This window comes from Propionispora hippei DSM 15287 (assembly GCF_900141835.1).
In the GTDB taxonomy this organism is placed as follows: Bacteria; Bacillota; Negativicutes; order Propionisporales; family Propionisporaceae; genus Propionispora; species Propionispora hippei.
Genome location: NZ_FQZD01000006.1, coordinates 154,647 through 177,179, shown reverse-complemented (window position 1 = coordinate 177,179; position 22,533 = coordinate 154,647). Strand labels below are relative to the sequence as shown.

Genomic DNA, 22,533 nt, shown 5'->3' with positions numbered 1-22,533 from the left:
GCTTACACTTCCATAATTTCTTTTTCTTTTGATCCCATAACCTGATCAATTTCTTTTATGTATTTATCCGTTAATTTCTGCATATCTTCCTGCGCCTTTTTGGTTTCATCTTCCGATGCAGATTTTTCTTTTTCGATCTTCTTAATACCGTCATTGGCGTCACGCCGGATATTGCGCACAGCTACCCGCGCATCCTCCGCTTTTTTGTGGACCATTTTCACCAGTTCGGTACGGCGCTGCTGAGTAAGTTGCGGAATACTCAACCGGATAACGGACCCGTCGCTGTTCGGCGTAAGGCCTAAATCAGATTTCAATATAGCTTTTTCAATCGGAGCAAGCATTGATTTTTCCCAGGGCTGCAACGTAATCAACCGCGGCTCAGGCACAGAAACATTGGCTACCTGATTGACCGGTGTCGGCGTACCGTAGTAATCAACCAGCACTTTGTCTAGCAGTGCCGGCGTAGCTCGGCCGGCTCGCAGAGAAGCCAAATCCTTACGCAAGGCTTCCAGGGCTTTTTTCATCTTTTCTTCATGGGTAGTATAAATTTCTTTTAACATTATTTTCGTCCTCCCACAACAGTACCAATATCCTCACCCAGGGCTACTTTTAGAATATTTCCGGGTTCATCAATACTAAACACAATAATGGGAATCTTGTTGTCCATACACAGACTGGTAGCCGTGGCATCCATAACGCCAAGACCTCTTTGCAATACTTCGATATATTCCAGTTCCTTAAATTTCTTAGCATCCGGATTGTGACGGGGATCAGAATCATATACACCGTCTGTGTTTTTCTTAGCCATCAGGATGACATCAGCCTCAATTTCGGCAGCCCGGAGCGCAGCCGTTGTGTCGGTTGAAAAGTAGGGGTTACCGGTCCCGGCAGCAAAAATAATAACCCGGCCTTTTTCCAAATGACGAATGGCTCTCCGTCTAATATATGGTTCAGCCACCTGGCGCATTTCAATCGCACTTTGCACCCGGGTATCCACATCGTAATTTTCCAGCGCATCCTGAAGAGCCAGTGAGTTCATCACGGTGGCCAGCATGCCCATATAATCAGCGGTTGCCCGGTCCATGCCCTTTGCACTGCCGGCCAAGCCCCGCCAGATATTGCCGCCGCCCACCACAATAGCCAAATCCAGCCCGGAAGCCTTGATGCCTTTAATTTCACGGGCAATGGTGTCCACAATGACAGGATCAATCCCGTAGCCCTTAGTCCCGGCTAACGCTTCACCACTCAGTTTTAACACTACACGCTTATATTTTGCGGCACTCACTTATGTTCACCCAACTCTCATGAATTAAATACATTCTACGAAATTCACAGTAATACCTTTTTATTGAAAAAGTACTTTCAAAAAAAGAGAACACAAACCGTGTTCTCTTATTTTTTTACAGCCGCCATAACTTCATTGGCAAAATCATTCGCTTTTTTCTCGATACCTTCACCCAGTTGGTATCTGGTAAATCTTCTGACAGAAATATTTTCACCAATCTTAGAAATGCTCTCGGTTACCAATTGAGCAATTGTTTTATCCGGATCTTTGATGAACGGTTGTTCCATCAAACATACTTCCTTATAAAACTTCTCAACACGTCCGACGATCATTTTTTCAACAATATTAGCCGGCTTTCCTTCATTTAATGCCTGGGCCCGCAGTACTTCTTTTTCGTGTTCAATGATTTCGGCCGGCACTTCTTCCCGTCTTACATAGCTGGGATTCGCTGCGGCAATCTGCATGCCGATATCCTTGGCCAGCGCTTTAAAACCTTCGGTCTTTGCCACGAAGTCGGTTTCGCAGTTAACTTCTACCAGTACGCCAATCCGTCCGCCACCATGTATGTAGGATTCCACCAGACCTTCAGCCGCCACACGGCCCGCCTTTTTGGCAGCAGCAGCCAGTCCCTTTTCCCGCAGGAAGTCAATGGCTTTATCCATATCTCCCTGGGTTTCGTTGAGCGCCTTTTTGCAATCCATCATGCCCGCGCCTGTGCGCTCGCGCAATTCTTTTACCATCCCTGCTGTTATCACGTAAAATCCTCCTGTCTACTAGTAAAGGTAAGGGGCATAATCGTACTGCCCCTTACCTTTTTTATTACTCAGCTGCAGCTTCAGCTGTCTGCTCGCCTTGACGACCTTCCAATATGGCATCAGCGATTTTGCCGGTTAACAATTTAACGGCTCTGATCGCGTCATCATTGCCAGGAATCACATAGTCCACCTCGTCAGGGTCGCAGTTGGTGTCCACGATCGCTACGATAGGAATCCCCAATTTTTTCGCTTCCGCAACGGCAATACGCTCCTTGCGGGGATCAATGATAAATAAAGCACCCGGAAGTTTCTTCATGTTTTTGATGCCGCCAAGGAATTTTTGCAGTCTTTCCATTTCATGACGAAGAGCAATGACTTCTTTCTTCGGTAATACATCAAACACGTTGTTGGCTTCCATATCTTCCAATTCTTTTAAACGGTTAATCCGTTTTTGAATGGTTTGGAAGTTAGTCAACATGCCTCCCAGCCATCTTTCATTAACATAATACATATCGCACTTGCTGGCTTCTTCCTTGACAGCCTCCTGTGCTTGTTTTTTGGTGCCCACCATCAGAATGGTTTGACCCTGTTCAGCGATTTCACGTACGAAATTATACGCATCCTCTACCTTTTTAACGGTTTTCTGCAAATCGATAATATAGATGCCGTTACGCTCCGTGAAAATGTATGGAGCCATCTTAGGGTTCCATCTTCTGGTTTGGTGTCCAAAGTGTACACCTGCTTCTAAAAGCTGTTTCATTGAAATTACTGACATAACATGCCACCTCCTGTTAATTTTCCGCCGCATTCCGCATCTTTTGTTTTCACCGTTGATATAGCTACCAACAGCACAGTACAAAATTGAAATGCGTGTGTGATTTACACCAAAAATTAGTATACCATAACTCTTTAGACAGAACAAGTATTGTTCTAGATTTTTCATGTATATTATGCAAAAAAATCTCACTTCTTATTCAATTGCAACACCAGCATGATTTCACCCTTGCCCATCCCCACTGCTTTGGCTATCTCGGTAACGTTAAAGCCCTGTTCGGCCATGGCGACAATAACTTTATGCTTATCTTGCGGAACAGGTCTCCCCTTAGGTTCCACCGCCGGGGCTTCTGACCGGAGCAGTTCCTCCTGTCTATCCTTCGCCGGCTGAAGGCTGCTTTGCTGATACAGCGAGGCAGCTCTTGCCGGCGGCATAAAGGATACCTCAGGAACTGTAGCTTCATCATTTTCGGCCTGACCATCCCTCGCCACTTTGCTTTCCAGCAGTTCAATCTTTTGATCAGCCTCCTTTAATAAGGCCTCCAAATAGGCGATTTTCTCCTCCAGCCGCCAGATTACGTTATCGGCCGTCCGTTCCAACCGCTCCTGCAGCTCATTGGCCGGGGTCTGGGCTTCCACGGAAAACAGCCGCATAACCAAATCTCTTTTATAAAAAATAAAAAATACAAAAAAAAGAAGTACTGCTACCGTAACCATCGTACTTCCGGACATAAAACCACCTCTAATCACTGTAAACTTCAACCCTGCCATGTCTTGCACACTTTTATCAGGTTTTTATATCAATCGTATGCCCCCGCACAGGATCATTCGCAAGCAGCTCGTCGTCTTCCGGCTGGCCGCCCCCGCCTGCGCCGCCGCGGGAAGAGTGCCCGCCGCCTGGCTGTTTTTGTCCTCCCCGCTCACCGACTCTGCCGCCTTCACTTTTCGGTGTATGTTGAATTTGTTGTTGCCGGACAGTAGATAGCTTTTGCCATTCCGCCGCCGATTGTTCCGATGCAACGACATTTTGCTGATTGATGTTGTTTTGATTTTTGGCAACTTCTGTCGTGCGCGGAATCAGTACTTGCAAGTCTATAGGTCGTATATTCACGTTCCCCACCTCACAAGCTAGTGCTTTGTCAGCCTTAATCAACAGGATCATGACGAGGTTATTTTTCGCAACATTAAGGAAGAAGATGCGAAAAACAGAAAACCATATTCACTGGATTAAGGCTGATAAGATGCTAGTTATTTGAAAGTTCCAACTCTTATCTCTCCGTCTTCGGCAAATAAACAGGCAAATTGAACGGTTTCCCTGATCGGCTTAATCAAGGTCCCGATAATAACTTTTACACCGGGATAAAGAGTATTGGCTACCTTAATCCGTCCCGCCTTCATTTCTTCCAGCGCCGCTTCGATTTCCTCCCAGCGTTTGCGCATATTACCAAGCTGTCCTACCAGATGAAATTGAGCCTTGGTCAGCTTCAGCATCATTTCCCGTTTATCCTGTGCCATCGTATTCTGGTTCATTGCCTTAAGAATGGTCAACGCTTTTTGGGTCTGATCCAGACTGACCTCTACCTTGCGGATTTCCGTACGCAATTTCTGGTACTCCTCCCGCAAGGTCGGGTTAACGCCAACCTCTAATTCCGTGGGCACCGCCATAAGATTGCCCACATTCTGCGCCCGGATTTCCTCCCCGGCCGAAATGGTTCCGCCGGTAATCAAACCGCGCCGCCCCTCCACAACCACCTTTTTGCCGGCACTTACCCGGGAATGCAGAATAGCCTCACTGACCTGTACCTCATTACCGGCACTGACTGTCGCATTTTCAATAAACTGAGTAATCAGATTTTCCCGGGCATGAATATAGCCGCGGCTCATTCCCTGAATGCCTCTCTTAATGATAACGTTTTTCCCTTCCACAATCCCACCGCTGACGGTTCCGGCCACATCTACATTGCCTTCGGCCTTTACGAAAAAACCCGGCTGCACCGAGCCACGAATATTGACGCTGCCGACAAATTCAATATTGCCTGTCGAAAAGTCCACATCCCCCTTTATTTCAATAAGAGGAATGACACTGACCTTTTTATTGACAATCTGTACCTGACCGGCGATAGAAGCCACCAATTGATTAGGCTCCCCCACTTCCACGTTTTTCCCCATTGGCAGCAGCAAATCCTTGCCCGGTTTGGCCGGAAGCACCTGTCCCAGCACGTTAAATCCCTGTTCACCCTGAGTGGCCGGATATTTCTGAGCAAGCAAGTCACCTGGCTGCACCACGGTAAACAGATTAAGATTTTTAAAATCAACCCGGCCGTCTGCCATTTCCAGCGGACGGCCCTGGTTTTCCGTCGACACAAAATACTTTATATACGCATTATTCCCATGTATTGGTTGCTGCCCCCGGGCAAAAATAATTTCCTGTCCAGGCTGATTAATGGCTGTATGGATAGCATCGGCGTCAATGCCGAAAGTCACTCCGCTTTTAGCGATTTGCTCCATAACTTTATCCTGCAGCGCCGGTCGCGCAGATCCCTGCACCTCAATTTGCAGGGCAGCCTCCATCTTATCCCGCGAAACCAGCACACGAATAACCGGTTCAGCCTCAGCCGGAGCAATCAGGATGCTCTTCCCGGCTGCCTCCCGGATCACTTGTTGAACCAATACCTTGTCACAATGGTTTATTTCACGTTTATTTAAATCTTCAAAAATCAATGCTTCATCAACCGGCATACCACCATCGCGCGGCGGAAATACCGTCAAATAGCAACCATCTTCCTGTAATAATACCTGAAAGTAGCCATCGGTCGAATTTTCTAGAACATTTATATTCTCAGACATAAGGACAGCCCCCTATTATTCATGTCTCACAGCAAAGAGGCCTTCAGGCGGGAAAGTGCACCCCGCAAACGAAAAATCGCTTTTGTATGAAGCTGAGAAATTCGGGCCTCAGTTAAATTCATAATGTGACTAATTTCCTTAAGAGTTAATTCTTCATAATAATAAAGGCTAACTACCAATTTTTCCTTTTCCGGTAGTTTGTCAATACTCTTGGCTAAGGTTTCCTTCACTTCTTCCGCTTCAATATGCTGAGTAGGATTTAACAATTGGGCCGGCATAGTCTCGGCCTTGGCGAATTCCTCCAGCGGAATCACTGTTGTGGCATTGAGTTGGCTTAGCAGTGTGTGCATATCTTCGATTTTCACACCCAGTGCCTCGGCCACTTCCGTGTCGGAAGCCGACCGTCCCAGGCTGGCCTCCAATTTGGCTACCGTTTGTTCATAGTGCCGTGCCTTCTGCCTTACCGTAGCAGGTACCCAGTCCTGCGCCCGGATGGCATCCAATATGGCCCCCCGTATCCGGGTTACCGCATAGGTTTCAAATTTGATGCCTCTGGCCAGATCAAACCGTTCAATCGCATCAAGGAGACCAAAAAAACCGTTACTAATCAAATCATCCCTGTCCACATGAGAAGGCAGGGATATGGCCATCCGTCCGCCAACCACTTTAACCAGCGGTAAATAGGTTTCGATAATTTTTTCGCGTATATCGGGCTGCCTGTTTTTTTGGTATTCCAGCCACCATGTATTGATTTCCAAATCACCGCTTTGGCTTTTTTCTCTCATAACGAGCTACAACCCCCAACTACTTCATTCTATCTGCTTTTTTATAATCCGGGCCAAGTTGTCAGGAGTAAACGGAGTAAATGGGGCGGATGACGAGGTCTCTTCCTGATCCGTATGAGGCTCACCGGACATATCAGCATCGTGAATGCCGGAATCAGAGGGCGTGACCGCCAAACGGGACAGAAACTTTTCTCCCATACTGCCAATTACATAGCCGGCTATACCAAATATAACCAGTGATATAGCAGTACGGTATAATAAGGTTAACGGTCTGGCATCATGCACAAAACCAATGACAACAGTTAGGGTCCCTACAAGGAGTGCCAAGCAAGCCGCAAACTTTAGCTTGAACACCTTCATCCCCCCTTGACTACAATTCCTTTTCACCCTTATCAATCGTCTTAATCCGGTAGATACCGGATTCCAGTTTCAATTCTACCGTACGTCCATAGTTGCCGCCAGTGTCCTCGGCAATCATACGAACATCGATCTTTTTCAAAATATTTTTAACGGCTTCCGAATTTCTTTCACCTACCCGCATAATGTCGGTCGCATTGGCAAAGGTAAACATTTGCGCTCCGCCGGCAATCTTTGCGGTAATCCGAGATTTGCTTGCCCCCATCCGTAACATTTCGTCCAGCATAAGCGGCAGCGCCGTATCGGCAAACTTTGCCGGATTCTCAGCGGAACGGGCTTGCGTGCTATCCGGCAGCATAATATGGGCTAACCCGCCAATTTTGCTGACAGCATCATACATGGCAATCCCGACGCAAGAACCAAGACCATAGCTAATCAAGCTGCTGGGATTCTTGCCGGTCTTATAGTCAGCCATGCCAACTTTAATTAACTCTGACATTATCCCTTCACCCCTATTGCTGCCATAATGGTATCTAGCGATCCAGGATCAGGAATAAGGAAGAAGTGCCCTTTAACGCCTTCCGTCTCTGTCGTAAATTCCGTTTCAATGACTAACGCATGATCCCCCATCTGTCCCAACTGAATTAAAATGACACTTAATATAGCGCCGGCCATATCCATAGCCAGAGCGGGGATGGAAGGGAGTAAGGTCAATTTGGTAAAATGCGATAGGGAATTCAAATAGGCACCTGCCAAAATATTGCCAATTTCCATGAGCGCCGACTCATCCATCGTACTTAATGACTTGGTATAGCCACTCTCACGCCCCATGAGCATATCCACCAGATAAAAAGCGCTTTCTCTGGGCAACAGGAATAAAATGCTGCTCGGCGCCGGACCAAAGACCCGTAAATATACACCAGCTACCATGGCGTCCGGTCCGCCAACCACATCCGGCACATCCCCCAGTGGCATGATAGCAACCTGAGGGACCGTCATGTCAATCTTCCGATTTATAATCTGCGATAGCGCCGTCGCGGAATTTCCTGCGCCTACATTGCCAACCTCCCGCAGCGCGTCAAGCTGCATGGCTGACAACTTCAAAATATCCTCGGACAATACTGCCACCCCACTTAAATAACTAGAGCCGCTGAAGAGACTCCATTACATATCTTGATTGATACCAATAATAGCTTCCAGATTCAGTAAAATCATCAAGCGGTTTTCCAGCTTGCCTACGCCGCTGATATAGTTGGTCGAAACCCCGCCGACCGCTTCCTGAGAAACCTCGATCTGCTCATGATCAATTGCCATGACTTCCGAAACGGCATCCACAATCATGCCCACGGCAATTTCATCCACCTTAACAATGATGATCCGGGTATCATCGGTATAATCCTGTTCCAGCAAGTCAAGCCTGGTCTTTAAATCAATGACGGGAAGAACACTGCCACGCAAATTAATGACACCTTTAATATACTCCGGGGTATGGGGAACTCTGGTGATATCGGTCATCCGTTTTATTTCCTGTACCTGCAAAATGTCAATGCCATACTCTTCCCGCCCCAGCTTAAAAGCAACCAACTGAACTTCGTTGCTCGAATAAGTTGCCGCATCAGCAGTCATTATTTCTGTTGTCATATCTGCCGCCTCCTTTCTTTACTATTGCATCAACGAACCGACGTCAAGGATAAGGGCAACCTGGCCATTACCCAAAATCGTGGCTCCGGCAATGATTTTGATGCCGGCCAGTAACTTACCTAGCGATTTGATAACAATCTCCTGCTGACCGATTAAATTGTCCACAATAATACCGGCACGCTGATCCCCCATATGTACGATAACCACAAACAGCTCTTCCGGTTCCTCACCGGCCGATGCAGGTATATTCAGTCTGTCATTTAAGCGGACGATTGGAATAATCTGCCCCCGCAGTAATATGACTTCCTTGTTTTGGATGGTTTTAATGTCACTGGGTGTGATATTGATCGTACTGTCGATCGAGCCCAGAGGAATTGCATAAATTTCTTCGCTTACTTTCACCAGCAGCGCCTGAATAATCGCCAGCGTCAGCGGCAAACGGATTTTAAACCGGCTGCCTTCGTTTACTTTGGTTTCTACATCAACCATGCCGCCTAACGACTCGATTTTATTCTTTACCGCATCCATGCCAACACCCCGGCCGGATACATCGGTAACCACTTCAGCAGTGGAAAATCCGGGTAAAAAGACTAGTCGTACGGCTTCGTTATTATCCATTTTGTCAACTTCCGCCTGGCTCAAGAGCCCTTTAGACACTACCTTCTGCTTGAGTGCGTCCGGATTAATGCCGTTACCGTCATCCTCAACCATAATGATGACATTGTTTCCCTCATGACGGGCAATCAGACGAATTTCACCAATAGGGTCTTTGCCTTTTGCCTGACGGGCTTCGGGCTGCTCAATCCCATGGTCAATCGCGTTACGCAGTAAATGGACCAACGGGTCGCCGATTTCATCAATAACCGTACGGTCCAGTTCGGTCTCTTCCCCTTGAATAATTAAATTAACTTCCTTGTTCAGATCACGGGAGAGGTCGCGAACCATTCGCGGAAAACGGTTAAAGACCTGACCGACAGGTACCATTCGCACTTTCATGACCACAGCCTGCAAATCGGTAGTCACCCGGTCCATTTGCTCGATTGTTTCCACTAAGTCGGTTAGACGATGGGTCAGCCCGATCTGTTCCAAACGGGTCTTATTGATAACCAATTCTCCTACCAGATTAAGCAGGTTATCCAACTTGTCGATATCCACCCGGACCGATTGGCCACCCTTTAGTTTTTTGTCGGCATGGGGCGCCGGTGCCGCAACCGCTTTTTCTTTCTTTTCCTCCACCGTCGCTTTGACTGTGGGGTTGGGTTGTGCGGCTTCTACGGCAGGGGCGGCTACTTGCGCTTCAGGTTCCGGCTGCGTATCCGTCAAATCACAGGCCCTTACTTCCACCGTTTCAATTTCCGAGATACCAAGCACCATCTGCTGAATTTTGTCAGCTTCGGCATCAGTCACCAGGATTACCTGAAAACTAAGGCCAAAATTTTCTTTTTCCAGATCTTCTACCGGAGGCGTACTTTTAATGACATCGCCCAGCTCTTCCAAAGCACTCATGGCCATGTACGCTCTGGCTGATTTTAGCAGGCAACCCTCACGCAGTGAAATATCAACACCGACCGTCTGCAACCCCTTGGCCTTGGCCTTTTTAGCCACTTCCAGTTCCGTTTCATCAAGCACCACATTATTGCCGGCGGCCGGCTCAACCGAGTGCACAGCTTCCGCCGTGCTTTCTCCGCTGGCAATCGCTTTAAGCTTAGCAATCAGCGGCTTGATATCCAATCCATTCTCATCCCCGCTCGCAATGCTTTCCACCAGTTGCTCCAGCGTATCAACACATTTAAAAACCGTATCAATAATTGAGTGATCGGCTTTTAATTGACCCTTCCGCAATAAATCCAGTACATTTTCCATTTCATGAGTAAGTTCAGCAACCGTTGTGAATCCCATGGTAGCGGACATACCTTTAATGGTATGGGCACTTCGAAAAATTTCATCCAGCACTGACAAGTCACTCGGATCATTCTCCAGATCCAGCAGGCAGCGGTTCAGGGTTTGCAGATGTTCACGCGATTCTTCCAAAAACATTCCCATATATTGACTGAGATCCATCATTTACACCTCCGTTGAAGTTGTAGTAGCATTATTTAGCGAGAGATCTAATAATTTCCGACGCAATGGCCGGAAGTGGCAGAACTTTATCAATAACCCCCAATTCTATGGCTGCCTTGGGCATTCCAAATACTACAGAAGTTGACTGATCTTCAGCTATCGTATACCCCTTTTGCTGCCTAATAGTTTGCATCCCTTTGGCCCCGTCATGGCCCATTCCGGTTAGGATGACACCGACCGCTTTGGCCCCGTATATCTTGGCTACCGATTCCAGCATCGGATCGACAGCCGGACGGTGACCGCCGATTGGCGGATTCTGAGCAAGTTTAACTACCTTCCTGCCGCCTTCTGCCTCCACCGTCATATGATAATCACCGGGAGCAATAAGCACTAATCCCGGTCTGATGACATCATTATGCTCCGCCTCTTTTACAGTTACCGAAGATAACGAGTTCAACCGTTCCGACAGCGATTTGGTAAAGCCGGGAGGCATATGCTGGACAACAACCACACCGCAAGGCAGATTGCCGGGAAGCTTTGTAATAATTTCTTGCAAGGCCCGCGGCCCGCCGGTCGAAGTACCGATGGCCACAATACGCTCCTCGGAAACAGCCGGATATTCCGATGTTTTAACAGGTAAAGGAGCGGAAGAAATCACCGGCTTTGCCGGCAACGGTACAGCACTGAAAGGCTTTCTACGTAAAGTCTGTACATTTACCTGAGCTGCCGCCCGGCATTTATTTATAATTTCAGTACCGATGCCCGCCACACTGGATATGGGGCCGGCGGTTTTAGCCACAAAATCAACCGCTCCCAAGTCCAGAGCTTTCATGGTGGCTTCGGCGCCGTCTCTTGTCAGACTGCTAACCATAACTACCGGTGTGGGGTTTTCCCTCATAATGATTTCTAAGGCTGTCAGGCCGTCCATAACCGGCATTTCCACATCCATAGTGATCAAATCGGGTTTAAATCTTTTTATTTTATCAAGAGCATCTTTGCCATTGCGTGCCGTATCTACTATAAAGTCCGACTCAGCGGAAAATACGTCGGATAGCAACTTTCGCATAAACGCAGAGTCCTCAACAATTAATACTTTAATCATGCCCAAATCCACCCCATCCCGTTAAAACTACACTTCTTTCTGCCGCTGTTCCAATTGTTTTCTGAAAATAAAGCGAATCAACCTGTTTCTTATGGGTTCTGCAATATCCAGAAATCTAATACCGATCCAATATAATTGCCGATCATTCTGGGGCATATCCAATCTAACCACTTCACTGGCAATTGTCCAGACTTCCTGCTCAGGCAGTTGGAGCTGCACATTTAGTTTGGTGCCAAGCTTAAGTTTATCCTGACTGATCAGGCAAACACCGCCGCCACTGATATTCTTAGTCAGCAGATCATATAAGGGCGCATCCTCACCCTGTTGTTCAGACATCATTTGAATCTTAACAGGTAAGATAATATCCAACCGGACAAAGGAACGCTGCTGTACTTTAGTAATATTAGTAGGCAAGGTTAAGATCCAAACAGGCAGCGGTGATATCCTCTTGCCTGTAACGGTGCTTTGAAATTGATACACCTGGCCGTTTTCCACCACTCTGCCCCAGACGGTACTTCCGTTGGGAATAATGATAGGATAACCTTTGCTCATCGGCATGGCGATCGTCATGGCCTCAGGAGTCATATCCTCTATGCGGCTGTAACATTCGGCTACACTAACCTTCTCCGGTAAAATCAAAGTCAGGCGTTGATTTATCTTAAATACTTCTTCTTCTAAAATAAGGATTCCTCCTTGCCGTAAAAAATTACTAAAATTTATCAAATAATGTCAAATATTCGATTAAAAAAGCCTCTGATTCCCGTCAACACACTGGAGCTGCCGGTATACAGCAATTTTCGCGCAATGCTCTCAATACATTGTGAAGCTACGCTATCCGGGTAGGCAAGTAGCATCGGAGTCTGGAATTTTACCGCCTGGCGCATATTGGTATCTTCATAAACCATCCCCAGACTATGAAGCTGCAGTCCTAAAAAGCGGGTGGCCACGGTATTTAGCCGCTCCGCCACATCCCTTCCCTCCTGGGAATCCAATACCCTGTTCACCACCAGCCTCAGCGGCGAAGTCCCTTTCTGACCGGCGTACACTTTCATCATCGCATAAGCATCGGTCATCGCCGTCGGTTCAGGCGTCGTAATAATAATCACTTCATCGGCTGCAATGACAAAGTCAAGCACATTACGGCCGATACCTGCGCCTGTGTCAACTAAAATAATGTCTGCCCAGTCTTCCAGGACACTAAGTTGACTGAGGATATGGTGTATTTGAACGGAATTCATGTTAGCCAGCTCATATACTCCCGACCCGCCGGAAAGGAAGCGTATGCCCCGCGGTCCATTTACCGTGACATCTTCAATGTGAATACGGTCTTCTACCAGGTTCAGCAAATTATAAGTGGCCGGACAACCCAGCACCACATCAACATTAGCCATCCCCAGGTCGGCGTCCAGTAAGACAACCTTCTGGCCCAGTCCGGCTAATGCCAAGGATAGGTTTACGGTAAAATTCGTTTTCCCCACACCGCCTTTACCGCTTGTTACAGCTATGACACGGGTCTTGGCCCGGTCCCTGGCCGGTAAGGGCGCGTGATTGGCAAAACGGGATTGCTGAACAATCTTTCTTAATTTTTCTGCTTGATCCCGCATAGCTTACTCCTTCAGTATTAAATTCATTAACTTACCGGGATCGGCCAGTTCAATATCATCGGGAACATTTTGGCCGGTAGCCACATAGGAAAGGGTGACCGGAAACTGATATAACAAATTGAGCATGGTTCCAATGTTACTGGCCTCATCAAGTTTGGTAAATAAGAATTTCTGAGGCGAACAGCCGGAAAAACTATGAACAATATCCAGCGCTTCTTTGTATTTCGTAGTCATACTTAATACCAGATGCACCTCGATATAAGGATTAATCTCCAGCAAAGCCTGCAGTTCACCCAACTGGTAGTGGTTTTTGGGGCTGCGCCCCGCTGTATCAATAAGAATCAACTGCTTGTCCTGATGCCGCTGAATAGCCAGCTTCAGTTCGTCGGGCGTATAGACAATCTCAATGGGAACGCCGATAATATCGGCGTAGGTCTTTAATTGTTCAACCGCTGAAATCCGGTAAGTATCGGCTGTAATCAGAGCTACCTTAAACCCTTCCTTAATGGCAAAATTAGCGGCCAGTTTGGCGATGGTGGTTGTCTTTCCCACACCGGTCGGCCCGATAAAAGCCACCGTCTTTGTTGCATTCGGCAGAACGGTAATACCTTCGCTCCGTTGCAGATAAGTACGCAGAACTTCCAGGACAGCCTGATCCTCTGTAAAATGTATACCCGCCGGGAATTTCGTCTTGGCAGCTTCCCTGACTAGTTCGGCTGCAATCTGTTCATCAATGTCGTTTTGCTCCAGCATGGCAAAAACGGGCGATTTTTTCTCTTCCTGAAGCGGAATCTTATGCAAAACCTGTTCCAAGAGCTTACGCATCGTACCGAGCTCCAATTGTACCGCCGTCATTTTAGAATCACCGTCAATGAGGACAGGTCTGGCCGGAGGCATTTTGACTTCCGGCACCGGAACCGTTGCCTGTGTCGCTACTTGTGGCGTTGCTTCCACCCCGGCGGTAATTTCAATCACTTCCTTGCCGAAAAAGCCCAGCACACCACCCTTTTTCAAGCGGCGGGTGTGAAGAATGACGGCGTCACGGCCCAATTCACTTTTTATTTGTGCCATACCTTCCTGCATGGTGGCAGCAGTAAAAATTTTCACTTTCAATTATACTTTCACCATCCCTAACGCCTGAACTTCCACTTTAGGTTCTAATTCCGCATAAGAAAGTACTGTCAGTGTCGGCGCAACCCGCTCCGTCAATTTGCGGAAATACAATCTGACTGCCGGGCTAGCCAAAATAAGCGGCTGATAGCCCATATTCGTTAATTTCTGCAGTTCAGTATTCAAATTTCTAATCAACACTTGCATGGTATTAGGATCCAGCGCCACAAAAGAGCCACGCTCGGTACGCTGTACGGAAGACGAAATTTTATTTTCCAACTGGGGATCAATCGTCAAACAGGCCAGTGTGTCATTGGGAGCATATTGCCGGGAAATTTGCCGGGCCAGTGCATGGCGCACATATTCCGATAACAATTCGGTATCCTTGCTTAAGGTTGCGTAATCGCACAAGGTAGACAAGATAGTTACCATATCCCGGATGGAAATCCGTTCCCGCAACAGATTGGCCAGAACTTTTTGTATATCGCCGACTGACAGTAAGTTCGGTGTAAGCTCATCGACCAATGCGGCGTTATGCTGTTTCACCCCGTCAAGCAGCGTCTGTGTCTCCTGACGACCTAATATTTCCGCCGCAAAGGTTTTAATCACTTCAGTTAAATGGGTGGCCAAAACGGAAACCGGATCGACCACGGTATAACCGGCCAATTCCGCCTGTTCCCGGTTGGCTTCTTGAATCCAAAGCGCCGGCAGGCCAAAAGCAGGTTCCACAGTCTCAATGCCGGTCATTTCCTCAAAAACGGTTCCAGGATTCATCGCCATATAATGATCTAACAAAAGCTCGCCTTTAGCAATTTCAATACCTTTCAGCTTAATTACATACACATTGGGCTTGAGTTGGATATTATCGCGAATACGGATGGTAGGAACTACCAATCCCATTTCCAGAGCGCACTGGCGCCGGATCATGACAACCCGGTCCAACAAATCACCGCCCTGCCCTACATCTACCATGGGAATTAAGCTATAGCCAATCTCCAGCTCCATTGGATCAACCTGCAGGAGCGAAACAATATTTTCCGGTTTGCGGACCTCTTCTTTTTCTTTTTCTTCCTGATTATCAATTTCTTGCTGCGCAACCGATCTAACGTTTTTATGCAGTGTATAACCGATAAAGAATAGAATAATACCAAGCGACAAAAACGGTATTCCCGGCAAGCCCGGTACAAAGCCCAGCAGTAACAATACGCCGGAGACAATAAAGAACACGCGTGAATTGGCAAAAATCTGGCTGGCAAGATCATGTCCCAGGTTCGACTCGGAAGCAGCCCGCGTCACGACAATACCGGTAGCCGTCGATATTAAGAGGGCCGGTATCTGGTTGACCAGGCCTTCCCCCACAGTCAGCAGCGTATAGCTTTGTAACGCCTGGAGGATTTCCATATTTCTCTGCCACATGCCTATGACAAAACCGCCGACAATATTGATAATAATAATAATGATAGCAGCAATAGCGTCGCCTTTAACAAATTTACTGGCCCCATCCATGGCGCCGTAAAAATCGGCTTCTTGCTGAATGTTCTTACGGCGCTGTCTGGCATCGGCATCACTGATCAAGCCCGCGTTCAAATCGGCGTCAATACTCATCTGTTTACCGGGCATGGCATCCAGCGTAAACCGGGCAGCAACTTCGGCAACCCGCTCCGCGCCGCGGGTAATAACAATAAACTGAATGATGATGAGCACTACGAAAATAATAAACCCGATAACGGCATTACCGCCGACAACAAAGTTACCGAACGCCAAAATCACATCACCGGCATAACCGTCAAGCAGAATCAATCTCGTGGAAGACACGTTCAAGGCCAACCGGAACAGGGTGGTAATTAACAGCAAAGAAGGAAATACAGAAAATTCCAGAGGATTGACCGTATACACCGCCACCATGACAATCACCAGACCCAAGGTAATATTCAAAGATAATAATAAGTCCAAAATCAGGGTCGGCAGCGGAATAATCATCATAATAACAATTGTGATTAATGCCACAGCTACAAGGATATCGCTATATTTTAATATTTTGGCAAACGGAGATGTTTGTGCAACCAAAGTTCATCACTCCTTCTGCGGCTTGGTCACAAAGTAGATTACAAATCTAAGAAAGACGTTTTTTCAGGCGGAATACATAGGCCAGCACTTCGGCAACAGCCTGATACAGGTCCTGGGGAATGATCTGCCCGATTTCAGCACTGGCGAACAGGGTCCGCGCCAGCGGTTTGTTCTCAACAATTACCACGCGGTGCTCCTGAGCGATTTCCTTAATCCGCTGGGCAATTAAATCCTGCCCTTTGGCCACCACCGTAGGAGCAGGCATTGATTTATCATATTTCAGGGCAACCGCGAAATGGGTCGGGTTGGTAACCACTACATCAGCCTTTGGCACCTCCTGCATCATCCGGCGCATAGCCATGGCCCGCTGTCGCTCTCTGATTTTACTTTTGATCGCCGGATTTCCTTCCACCTGTTTGAATTCTTCCTTAACTTCCTGCTTGGTCATTTTTAGACTGTTCTTATGCTCCCAGCCTTGATAGAAGTAGTCCAAAGCCGCCAGAATAATCATAACAGCAGAAATTTGATAAACTAAATTCAGTACCAGGGAAGCAATAAATTGCAGGGAATCAAATAAATCAACACTGGCCAGTTTAGGTACCTGCATGGTCTCTTTGACGGCAAAACGATAAATAAAATAGCCGACAATGGCAATTTTGATGCATGACTTTACCAATTCAGCCAGAGAACGTTTGGAAAACATCTTTTGCAGAGCCTTTGCCGGGTTAAAGCTCAATTTTTCGAAAGAAGGGATCAGCGGCTCCAGCGAAAAGAGAAACCCGACCTGGAGAAAATTCACAGCTAATGCCGTAATCAGCACAACAAACATAATGGGGAAACAGACCTTAATAAAAACAATACTGGCTTCGATAAATAAATGATGAATACTGTTTATCGTAAAATCAGCATTTCCATAGGAAAAAAGCAACACCATAAAATGAGTCAGTTCGCTGTACATATAAGAGCCAAACCCCTTAAGAGCCAGGAAGGCGGCCATCACCACAAAGACGGAATTAACTTCCATACTCTTGGCAACTTGCCCCTTTTCCCGCGATTCCTGCTGCCTTTTGGCGGTCGGATCTTCGGTCTTCTCTTCATTGAAAAGTTGAAGATTAAGCTGTCTCAGCTTATAATTCGACTGTCCGTCATTTAAGCTTGGATAGCAGGTGATACATGTCGCTGTACATTCCATTAAATGCCACTTCCAAAAAAAGAATATAAAAAGGCAAGGCTAACGATAAGGAAAAAATGCCGATAATAATCTTACCCGGTATACCGACGACAAAAATATTCATCTGCGGCATTGTTCGCGCCAGAATCCCCAGCGCCACATCGGTCAAAATTATGGCAACTAGAACGGGCAAACTGATTTTAAAGGCCAGGATAAACATACTGCTGACCAAATCAATAAAGATTCCGGCTAACTGCGGCTGTAGCTGTACCTGGGTTAGCGGAACCATACGGAAGCTGGAAAAAAGAGCCGATAACAACACATGATGCCCGTTCACGGACAAAAATGTAAGCAGCGCTAAAATATATTTAAAATTCCCAACGAGGGGAATTTGTTGTCCTGACATGGGATCAATTGTATTTACAATACCAAATCCAATCTGCATGTCCAGCAGATTGCCTGTCATCTGCACGGCGTGAAACACCATGGAGCAGACAAAGCCAATCAACAAACCAACTATAAATTCTTTAAAAACAAGAAATACATAAGGCGGTAGTTGCGACGGGATATACATGTCAGCCTGAAAGACCAGCGGAAAAATAACATAGGTCAACGCCAGAGACAAACCGGCCTTCGCATAAGCTGGAAGATTCCGGCTGCCAAAGATAGGGGCCGCCACACAAATTCCGCTCATCCGGGTAAAGATCAGCAAAAATACCCCGACCTGATTTTCCATCATTGAGAATATATCCAACTGCCTTACCACCTCAAAATAATACTGCGCCAATTATCGGTTAATTTGCCGCCATCAATGTATCATGGTCGGCATGCTGAGAAAAATTTCCCTTGTATAATCTACCAGCAAACTAAGCATCCAGGGGCCAAAAACCAAAATCGCGATAAATACGGCAATAATTTTTGGAATAAACGCCAGTGTCTGCTCCTGAATCTGCGTGGTCGCCTGAAAGATACTGACCATAACCCCCACCAAAAGGCCCAAGCCCAGCATCGGCGCGGAAATTAGCATCACCATGTAAAGCGCATCCCGGCCTATCTGTATTGTTAAATCGCTCGACATTTGTCCGCCCTCCTATCTAAAGCTGGTAATGAGTGAATGAATAATCAAATGCCACCCGTCAACCAATACGAACAATAAGATCTTAAACGGGAGAGAAATCATCGCCGGCGGCACCATCATCATCCCCATGGCCATCAAAGTACTTGCCACCACCATGTCAATGACAATAAAAGGGATATACAGTAAAAAGCCGATTTGAAAGGCTGTTTTAAGTTCACTGATGATAAAAGCCGGAATCAGAGTCATCGTCGGCACATCCTCCGGCGAATTAGGCCGTTCACTTTCCGCCAGATTGACAAAAAGCGCCAAATCATTTTCTCGTGTTTGTTTAAACATAAATTCGCGCATCGGCTTCATCGCCTCGGTCATGGCGGCTTCCTGCGTAATGCTTCCCGCCAGATAGGGCTGCAAAGCATTTTTATTCATTTGATCCACATAAGGCGACATAGTGTAAAAGGTCAGAAATAAGGCCAGTCCAACAAGTATCTGATTAGGAGGCATCTGCTGAGTTGCCAGGGCACTTCTCAAAAAGGACAACACCACAATAATCCGGGTAAAAGACGTCATCATAATCAGAATGGACGGTGCAATCGACAATACCGTCAGCATGAACAGGAGCTGCAGGCTCAACGCCGTATCCTGCGGATTTGCCGCCGAATTCACACCAATATTAACACTGGGAAACGGCACTAACGGCGCCGCTTCCGCGGTTTGCAAACACCCTCCGGTTATAAGCAGGAGTGCAACTAGAACAATTGTATACTTTTTAAACACAACACGTTACCTCTTCCTACGATCATTTTCCTGCCGCGAATCAAGTACTCCGGGAAATTTTTGTGCTATATTCTGTAGGGAAGTAAGGTGTCTTTCAAATAAAGTGCCGAATTGGGGCTGGACCGCGACCGCCGGTCTGTCTTTAAGCCTGGCAATTTCCGTTTCATCCGTAATTTCCTGCAATAACACAATCGTGTGGTCAGTTACACCCAATACAAGCACTTTCCCGGCAATTTCAACCACCTGTACGGCGCGGTTGGTGCCCAAAGAAATGGAGCTTAGTATCCGCCCGCCATTGACTGCCGACAAGCTTCCCATTTTTTTCCCCAGGAAGCGTGATGCAAGATACGCTAAAAACAAAATAACCCCAAAAGTAACCAATAAGGAAAAGATATAAGCGATAGAAGACAGCCAGGAGATTTCCGGAGCTTTAGGCTCCTGGTACTGCAAATAAGTACCTGTCGTCTCCTGAGCCAGAATCTGTAAGGGCAAAAAAACTGTACTAAGCAGCAGCAAACAAGCAATTACTTTCCTTATCATGTTTAGCCGACTGCTTTTCTGACTGCCTCTAATACCCTGTCTGGCTGGAAGGGTTTTACAATAAAGTCCCGGGCGCCTGATTGAATGGCTTCAATAACCATGGCCTGCTGCCCCATGGCACTGCACATAATAATTTTGGCACCGGGGTCTATTTTTTTAATTTCCTTCACCGCGCTGATCCCATCCATTTCAGGCATGGTAATATCCATTGTCGTTAGATCGGGATGCAGTTCCTGCCACTTTTCCACAGCTTTCAGGCCGTTTTCTGCTTCCCCCACAACTTCATAACCATTTTTCGATAAAATATCTTTAATCATCATTCTCATAAATGCTGCGTCATCTACCACTAATATCTTTGTTGCCATATATAAATCTCTCCTATCTTAATCTTGATTCTTGTAGACCGGACACGCATTGTCCATCAGCTACTGCAAATTGGCCGCCCGTTCCAGCGGACTGATAATGTCTGTAATCCGGACCCCGAAATTCTCATCAATGACAACCACTTCTCCCTTGGCAATCAGCTTACCGTTGGCCAGTATATCCACCGGCTCTCCGGCCAATTTATCCAATTCGATCACCGCGCCGGGTGTTAGTTCCAGAATTTCCCGGATCAGTTTACGGGTACGGCCTAGTTCTACCGTAACCTGCAGCGGAACATCCAGCAGCAGACCGATATTGGTCTCTCCCACTGTCAGCGAAGGCTGTACCAACGGAGCAAACTGTACCGGCTGCACGGTAACATTGGAAGCAACCGCCGGCTTGGGTGCCATAGCAACTGCTGCCGCCGCCTGTTGGGCATAAGCCGCTGCCGGCTGGTTCTGCGGTGCCGTTGCAGCCATGGCCGGCGCTGCCTGAGGTGCCGGTTTAGCCGGTGCCGGAGGTGCAGCCGACTCGGCTTGCACCACATTCATCAGACTGTCCACCATTTCTTTTGCTACATCTACCGGCAAAATCTGCATAATTTCACTGTCAATCAGATTCTCCACTTCCATCCGAAAGGCAACCCTAACCACACTTTCTGCCTTTGCCGCCATCGTGCTGATATCCTTGCTGGTAGCAAAATCAACCAGGTTGACTACCGGCGGCGATATATCAATTTTCTTTTTAAAGATAGTCGACATCGAAGTGGCCACAGATCCCATCATTTGGTTCATGGCTTCGCCTACCGCGCTCATGTAGAGCTCACTTAATTCACCGGGAGGATTGGTGCCGTCATTGCCCATCATCAAATCAGCAATAATCAGCGAGTCATTTTCCCGCACCGCCAGCAAATTTGTACCGTTAATCCCATGCGTATAACCGACTTCAATCACCAAATACGGCAAAGGATATTGACTTTGTATTTCTTCCAGCGAAGAAATGGATACCTTCGGCGTAGTGATGGATACGCGCCGCCCCAATAAAATAGACAAGGAAGTTGCCGCACTGCCCATGGATATGTTGCCGATTTCACCAAGCGCATCTTTTTCGATATCCGTTAGCTCCGCCTGTGCCGCTTGCGTTGCCGGAGGAGATGAAGGCGTATCGCCGCCTTTCAGCAAAGCGTCAATTTCTTCCTGAGACAGAAAGCCATCATTCATCGGTATCATCTCCTTCTACTATTTTTTCAGTAATTTGTATAGCAACCTTACTGCCGGAAAGACCGGGCTTGCACTTGAACTTTTCCCGCTGTCCGATACGAAGCAGCAAATCCTCTTCAAACTTGGTATCCAACTGCAGTACGTCACCGACAGTTAGGCCTAACAGTTCCTGAACCGTAATAATACTGCCGCCAAGTTCTACAATCATCGGGATGAAGGTCCGTTCCAGCTTGCGCTGCAGTGCATTGATATGCTCCGGCAGCGATTGCCTGGTAGATGCCGACGACACCCAGAAAGTAGTGGTCAGCTTGGACATGATCGGTTCTAAAACCAGATAGGGAATACAGATATTGATAAGTCCTTCTGTCTGGCCGATTTTGGTCTGCAAAGTGACAATAACAACCATATCATTAGGCGGAACAATTTGGGTAAACTGCGGATTGGTCTCAATTACTTCCAAACGCGGCTCGATGGTCACCACCTGTTTCCAGGCTTCCTGAAAACTTTCCAGTGCCTTACTAATCACCCGCTTGGTAATCGCTTCCTCAATATCGGTAAGCGCCCGCGGCTTCCCTGGAGCCTGCCCGCTGCCGCCAAACAGCCGTTCAATAATAGAAAACACAATATTCGGGTTTATATCTAAAATTACATTGCCCTTTAAAGGACGCATTTGAAATACACTAATAACACTGGGGTTTGGCAGAGAACGAATGAACTCCTCATAGGTCAATTGGTCTACCGACGCAACATCAATATGCACCAGCGTTCTCAAATGGGTGGAAAGATAGGTATTTAGCAGACGGGCAAAATTTTCATGCAGCATATATAACGTGCGGATTTGGTCTTTCGAAAACTTATCCGGCCGCTTAAAATCATATACTTTTATTTTTTTCTGCTTCTGCTCTGTTTGAATATCCTCTGCTGAAACCACGCCTGTCGACAAAGCCGACAACAGATCGTCAATCTCAGACTGGCTTAATACATCTCCTGCCAACGTTC

26 protein-coding genes are annotated in these 22,533 nt (G+C 47.1%); all 26 read right to left on the bottom strand.

Going from position 1 to position 22,533, the window contains the following annotated elements:
- Positions 1–2: 2 nt before the first annotated feature.
- The 26 genes from frr to fliM all read right to left on the bottom strand — a co-directional run bounded on the left by frr (position 3) and on the right by fliM (position 22,528).
- On the bottom strand, positions 3–560 hold the full coding sequence (gene frr / locus F3H20_RS04215) for a ribosome recycling factor (RefSeq protein ID WP_149733702.1): 558 nt from the start codon (positions 558–560) through the stop codon (positions 3–5).
- On the bottom strand, positions 560–1,285 hold the full coding sequence (gene pyrH, locus F3H20_RS04210) for a UMP kinase (protein ID WP_149733701.1): 726 nt from the start codon (positions 1,283–1,285) through the stop codon (positions 560–562). Before pyrH ends, frr begins: the two co-directional genes overlap by 1 nt.
- A gap of 107 nt (positions 1,286–1,392) precedes the next feature.
- On the bottom strand, positions 1,393–2,040 hold the full coding sequence (gene tsf / locus F3H20_RS04205) for a translation elongation factor Ts (protein WP_188128192.1): 648 nt from the start codon (positions 2,038–2,040) through the stop codon (positions 1,393–1,395).
- Between the two features lie 64 nt (positions 2,041–2,104).
- Positions 2,105–2,815: a 30S ribosomal protein S2 gene (rpsB, locus tag F3H20_RS04200; RefSeq protein ID WP_091744886.1), complete on the bottom strand. Its 711-nt coding sequence runs from the start codon at positions 2,813–2,815 to the stop codon at positions 2,105–2,107.
- Between the two features lie 188 nt (positions 2,816–3,003).
- Positions 3,004–3,546: a DUF6115 domain-containing protein gene (locus F3H20_RS04195; protein WP_149733700.1), complete on the bottom strand. Its 543-nt coding sequence runs from the start codon at positions 3,544–3,546 to the stop codon at positions 3,004–3,006.
- Positions 3,547–3,601: 55 nt separating this feature from the next.
- Positions 3,602–3,925: a hypothetical protein gene (locus F3H20_RS04190; protein WP_149733699.1), complete on the bottom strand. Its 324-nt coding sequence runs from the start codon at positions 3,923–3,925 to the stop codon at positions 3,602–3,604.
- Between the two features lie 137 nt (positions 3,926–4,062).
- Positions 4,063–5,661 carry a DUF342 domain-containing protein gene (locus F3H20_RS04185; protein ID WP_149733698.1) on the bottom strand — a complete coding sequence of 533 codons (1,599 nt, stop codon included), beginning with the start codon at positions 5,659–5,661 and terminating at the stop codon, positions 4,063–4,065.
- A 26-nt stretch (positions 5,662–5,687) separates the two neighbouring features.
- On the bottom strand, positions 5,688–6,446 hold the full coding sequence (locus F3H20_RS04180; RefSeq protein WP_149733697.1) for a FliA/WhiG family RNA polymerase sigma factor: 759 nt from the start codon (positions 6,444–6,446) through the stop codon (positions 5,688–5,690).
- Positions 6,447–6,470: 24 nt separating this feature from the next.
- A complete protein-coding gene (locus tag F3H20_RS04175) occupies positions 6,471–6,800 on the bottom strand; it encodes a hypothetical protein (RefSeq protein ID WP_149733696.1) in 330 nt (109 codons plus the stop codon).
- A 16-nt stretch (positions 6,801–6,816) separates the two neighbouring features.
- Positions 6,817–7,302 carry a chemotaxis protein CheD gene (locus F3H20_RS04170; RefSeq protein WP_149733695.1) on the bottom strand — a complete coding sequence of 162 codons (486 nt, stop codon included), beginning with the start codon at positions 7,300–7,302 and terminating at the stop codon, positions 6,817–6,819.
- Positions 7,302–7,922: a chemotaxis protein CheC gene (locus F3H20_RS04165; RefSeq protein WP_091744900.1), complete on the bottom strand. Its 621-nt coding sequence runs from the start codon at positions 7,920–7,922 to the stop codon at positions 7,302–7,304. The genes F3H20_RS04170 and F3H20_RS04165 overlap by 1 nt, the downstream gene beginning before the upstream one ends.
- 45 nt (positions 7,923–7,967) lie before the next feature.
- A complete protein-coding gene (locus F3H20_RS04160; RefSeq protein ID WP_223191598.1) occupies positions 7,968–8,444 on the bottom strand; it encodes a chemotaxis protein CheW in 477 nt (158 codons plus the stop codon).
- Positions 8,445–8,465: 21 nt separating this feature from the next.
- Positions 8,466–10,505 carry a chemotaxis protein CheA gene (locus F3H20_RS04155; RefSeq protein ID WP_188128195.1) on the bottom strand — a complete coding sequence of 680 codons (2,040 nt, stop codon included), beginning with the start codon at positions 10,503–10,505 and terminating at the stop codon, positions 8,466–8,468.
- 31 nt (positions 10,506–10,536) lie between these two features.
- Positions 10,537–11,607 (bottom strand): protein-glutamate methylesterase/protein-glutamine glutaminase, encoded by a 1,071-nt coding sequence (locus tag F3H20_RS04150; protein ID WP_149733693.1) that lies wholly within the window; start codon positions 11,605–11,607, stop codon positions 10,537–10,539.
- A 27-nt stretch (positions 11,608–11,634) separates the two neighbouring features.
- Positions 11,635–12,330, bottom strand: a complete 696-nt coding sequence (locus F3H20_RS04145; RefSeq protein ID WP_149733692.1) for a flagellar brake protein — start codon at positions 12,328–12,330, stop codon at positions 11,635–11,637.
- Complete coding sequence (locus F3H20_RS04140; protein ID WP_149733691.1) at positions 12,327–13,211, bottom strand: MinD/ParA family protein; 885 nt, start codon at positions 13,209–13,211, stop codon at positions 12,327–12,329. The genes F3H20_RS04145 and F3H20_RS04140 overlap by 4 nt, the downstream gene beginning before the upstream one ends.
- A gap of 3 nt (positions 13,212–13,214) precedes the next feature.
- Positions 13,215–14,318, bottom strand: a complete 1,104-nt coding sequence (gene flhF, locus F3H20_RS04135) for a flagellar biosynthesis protein FlhF (RefSeq protein WP_223191610.1) — start codon at positions 14,316–14,318, stop codon at positions 13,215–13,217.
- Between the two features lie 6 nt (positions 14,319–14,324).
- Positions 14,325–16,388 carry a flagellar biosynthesis protein FlhA gene (flhA, locus tag F3H20_RS04130; RefSeq protein ID WP_149733689.1) on the bottom strand — a complete coding sequence of 688 codons (2,064 nt, stop codon included), beginning with the start codon at positions 16,386–16,388 and terminating at the stop codon, positions 14,325–14,327.
- Positions 16,389–16,434: 46 nt separating this feature from the next.
- Positions 16,435–17,580: a flagellar biosynthesis protein FlhB gene (gene flhB, locus F3H20_RS04125; RefSeq protein WP_149733688.1), complete on the bottom strand. Its 1,146-nt coding sequence runs from the start codon at positions 17,578–17,580 to the stop codon at positions 16,435–16,437.
- Positions 17,534–18,313: a flagellar biosynthetic protein FliR gene (fliR, locus tag F3H20_RS04120; protein ID WP_149733687.1), complete on the bottom strand. Its 780-nt coding sequence runs from the start codon at positions 18,311–18,313 to the stop codon at positions 17,534–17,536. Before fliR ends, flhB begins: the two co-directional genes overlap by 47 nt.
- Before the next feature lie 54 nt (positions 18,314–18,367).
- Positions 18,368–18,637 (bottom strand): flagellar biosynthesis protein FliQ, encoded by a 270-nt coding sequence (gene fliQ / locus F3H20_RS04115; RefSeq protein WP_091744917.1) that lies wholly within the window; start codon positions 18,635–18,637, stop codon positions 18,368–18,370.
- A gap of 12 nt (positions 18,638–18,649) precedes the next feature.
- Positions 18,650–19,393 carry a flagellar type III secretion system pore protein FliP gene (fliP, locus tag F3H20_RS04110; RefSeq protein WP_223191609.1) on the bottom strand — a complete coding sequence of 248 codons (744 nt, stop codon included), beginning with the start codon at positions 19,391–19,393 and terminating at the stop codon, positions 18,650–18,652.
- 24 nt (positions 19,394–19,417) lie between these two features.
- Positions 19,418–19,951: a FliO/MopB family protein gene (locus F3H20_RS04105; protein WP_149733685.1), complete on the bottom strand. Its 534-nt coding sequence runs from the start codon at positions 19,949–19,951 to the stop codon at positions 19,418–19,420.
- 2 nt (positions 19,952–19,953) lie between these two features.
- Positions 19,954–20,316 (bottom strand): response regulator, encoded by a 363-nt coding sequence (locus F3H20_RS04100; protein WP_091744924.1) that lies wholly within the window; start codon positions 20,314–20,316, stop codon positions 19,954–19,956.
- Between the two features lie 60 nt (positions 20,317–20,376).
- Entirely contained in the window at positions 20,377–21,534 is a 1,158-nt protein-coding gene (gene fliY, locus F3H20_RS04095; RefSeq protein ID WP_149733684.1) for a flagellar motor switch phosphatase FliY, read from the bottom strand.
- Positions 21,527–22,528: a flagellar motor switch protein FliM gene (gene fliM / locus F3H20_RS04090; protein ID WP_149733683.1), complete on the bottom strand. Its 1,002-nt coding sequence runs from the start codon at positions 22,526–22,528 to the stop codon at positions 21,527–21,529. Before fliM ends, fliY begins: the two co-directional genes overlap by 8 nt.
- Positions 22,529–22,533 lie beyond the last annotated feature (5 nt).

Bases quoted from the DNA above. Each gene is read 5' to 3' on its own strand.
- F3H20_RS04160 (WP_223191598.1), bottom strand. From the start codon at position 8,444: ATGACAACAGAAATAATGACTGCTGATGCGGCAACTTATTCGAGCAAC.
- flhB (WP_149733688.1), bottom strand. From the start codon at position 17,580: ATGGAATGTACAGCGACATGTATCACCTGCTATCCAAGCTTAAATGAC.
- F3H20_RS04195 (WP_149733700.1), bottom strand. From the start codon at position 3,546: ATGTCCGGAAGTACGATGGTTACGGTAGCAGTACTTCTTTTTTTTGTA.
- F3H20_RS04180 (WP_149733697.1), bottom strand. From the start codon at position 6,446: ATGAGAGAAAAAAGCCAAAGCGGTGATTTGGAAATCAATACATGGTGG.
- frr (WP_149733702.1), bottom strand. From the start codon at position 560: ATGTTAAAAGAAATTTATACTACCCATGAAGAAAAGATGAAAAAAGCC.
- F3H20_RS04155 (WP_188128195.1), bottom strand. From the start codon at position 10,505: ATGGATCTCAGTCAATATATGGGAATGTTTTTGGAAGAATCGCGTGAA.
- F3H20_RS04170 (WP_149733695.1), bottom strand. From the start codon at position 7,302: ATGTCAGAGTTAATTAAAGTTGGCATGGCTGACTATAAGACCGGCAAG.
- F3H20_RS04185 (WP_149733698.1), bottom strand. From the start codon at position 5,661: ATGTCTGAGAATATAAATGTTCTAGAAAATTCGACCGATGGCTACTTT.
- rpsB (WP_091744886.1), bottom strand. From the start codon at position 2,815: ATGTCAGTAATTTCAATGAAACAGCTTTTAGAAGCAGGTGTACACTTT.
- F3H20_RS04105 (WP_149733685.1), bottom strand. From the start codon at position 19,951: ATGATAAGGAAAGTAATTGCTTGTTTGCTGCTGCTTAGTACAGTTTTT.
- F3H20_RS04100 (WP_091744924.1), bottom strand. From the start codon at position 20,316: ATGGCAACAAAGATATTAGTGGTAGATGACGCAGCATTTATGAGAATG.
- fliY (WP_149733684.1), bottom strand. From the start codon at position 21,534: ATGAATGATGGCTTTCTGTCTCAGGAAGAAATTGACGCTTTGCTGAAA.
- fliQ (WP_091744917.1), bottom strand. From the start codon at position 18,637: ATGTCGAGCGATTTAACAATACAGATAGGCCGGGATGCGCTTTACATG.
- F3H20_RS04150 (WP_149733693.1), bottom strand. From the start codon at position 11,607: ATGATTAAAGTATTAATTGTTGAGGACTCTGCGTTTATGCGAAAGTTG.
- F3H20_RS04140 (WP_149733691.1), bottom strand. From the start codon at position 13,211: ATGCGGGATCAAGCAGAAAAATTAAGAAAGATTGTTCAGCAATCCCGT.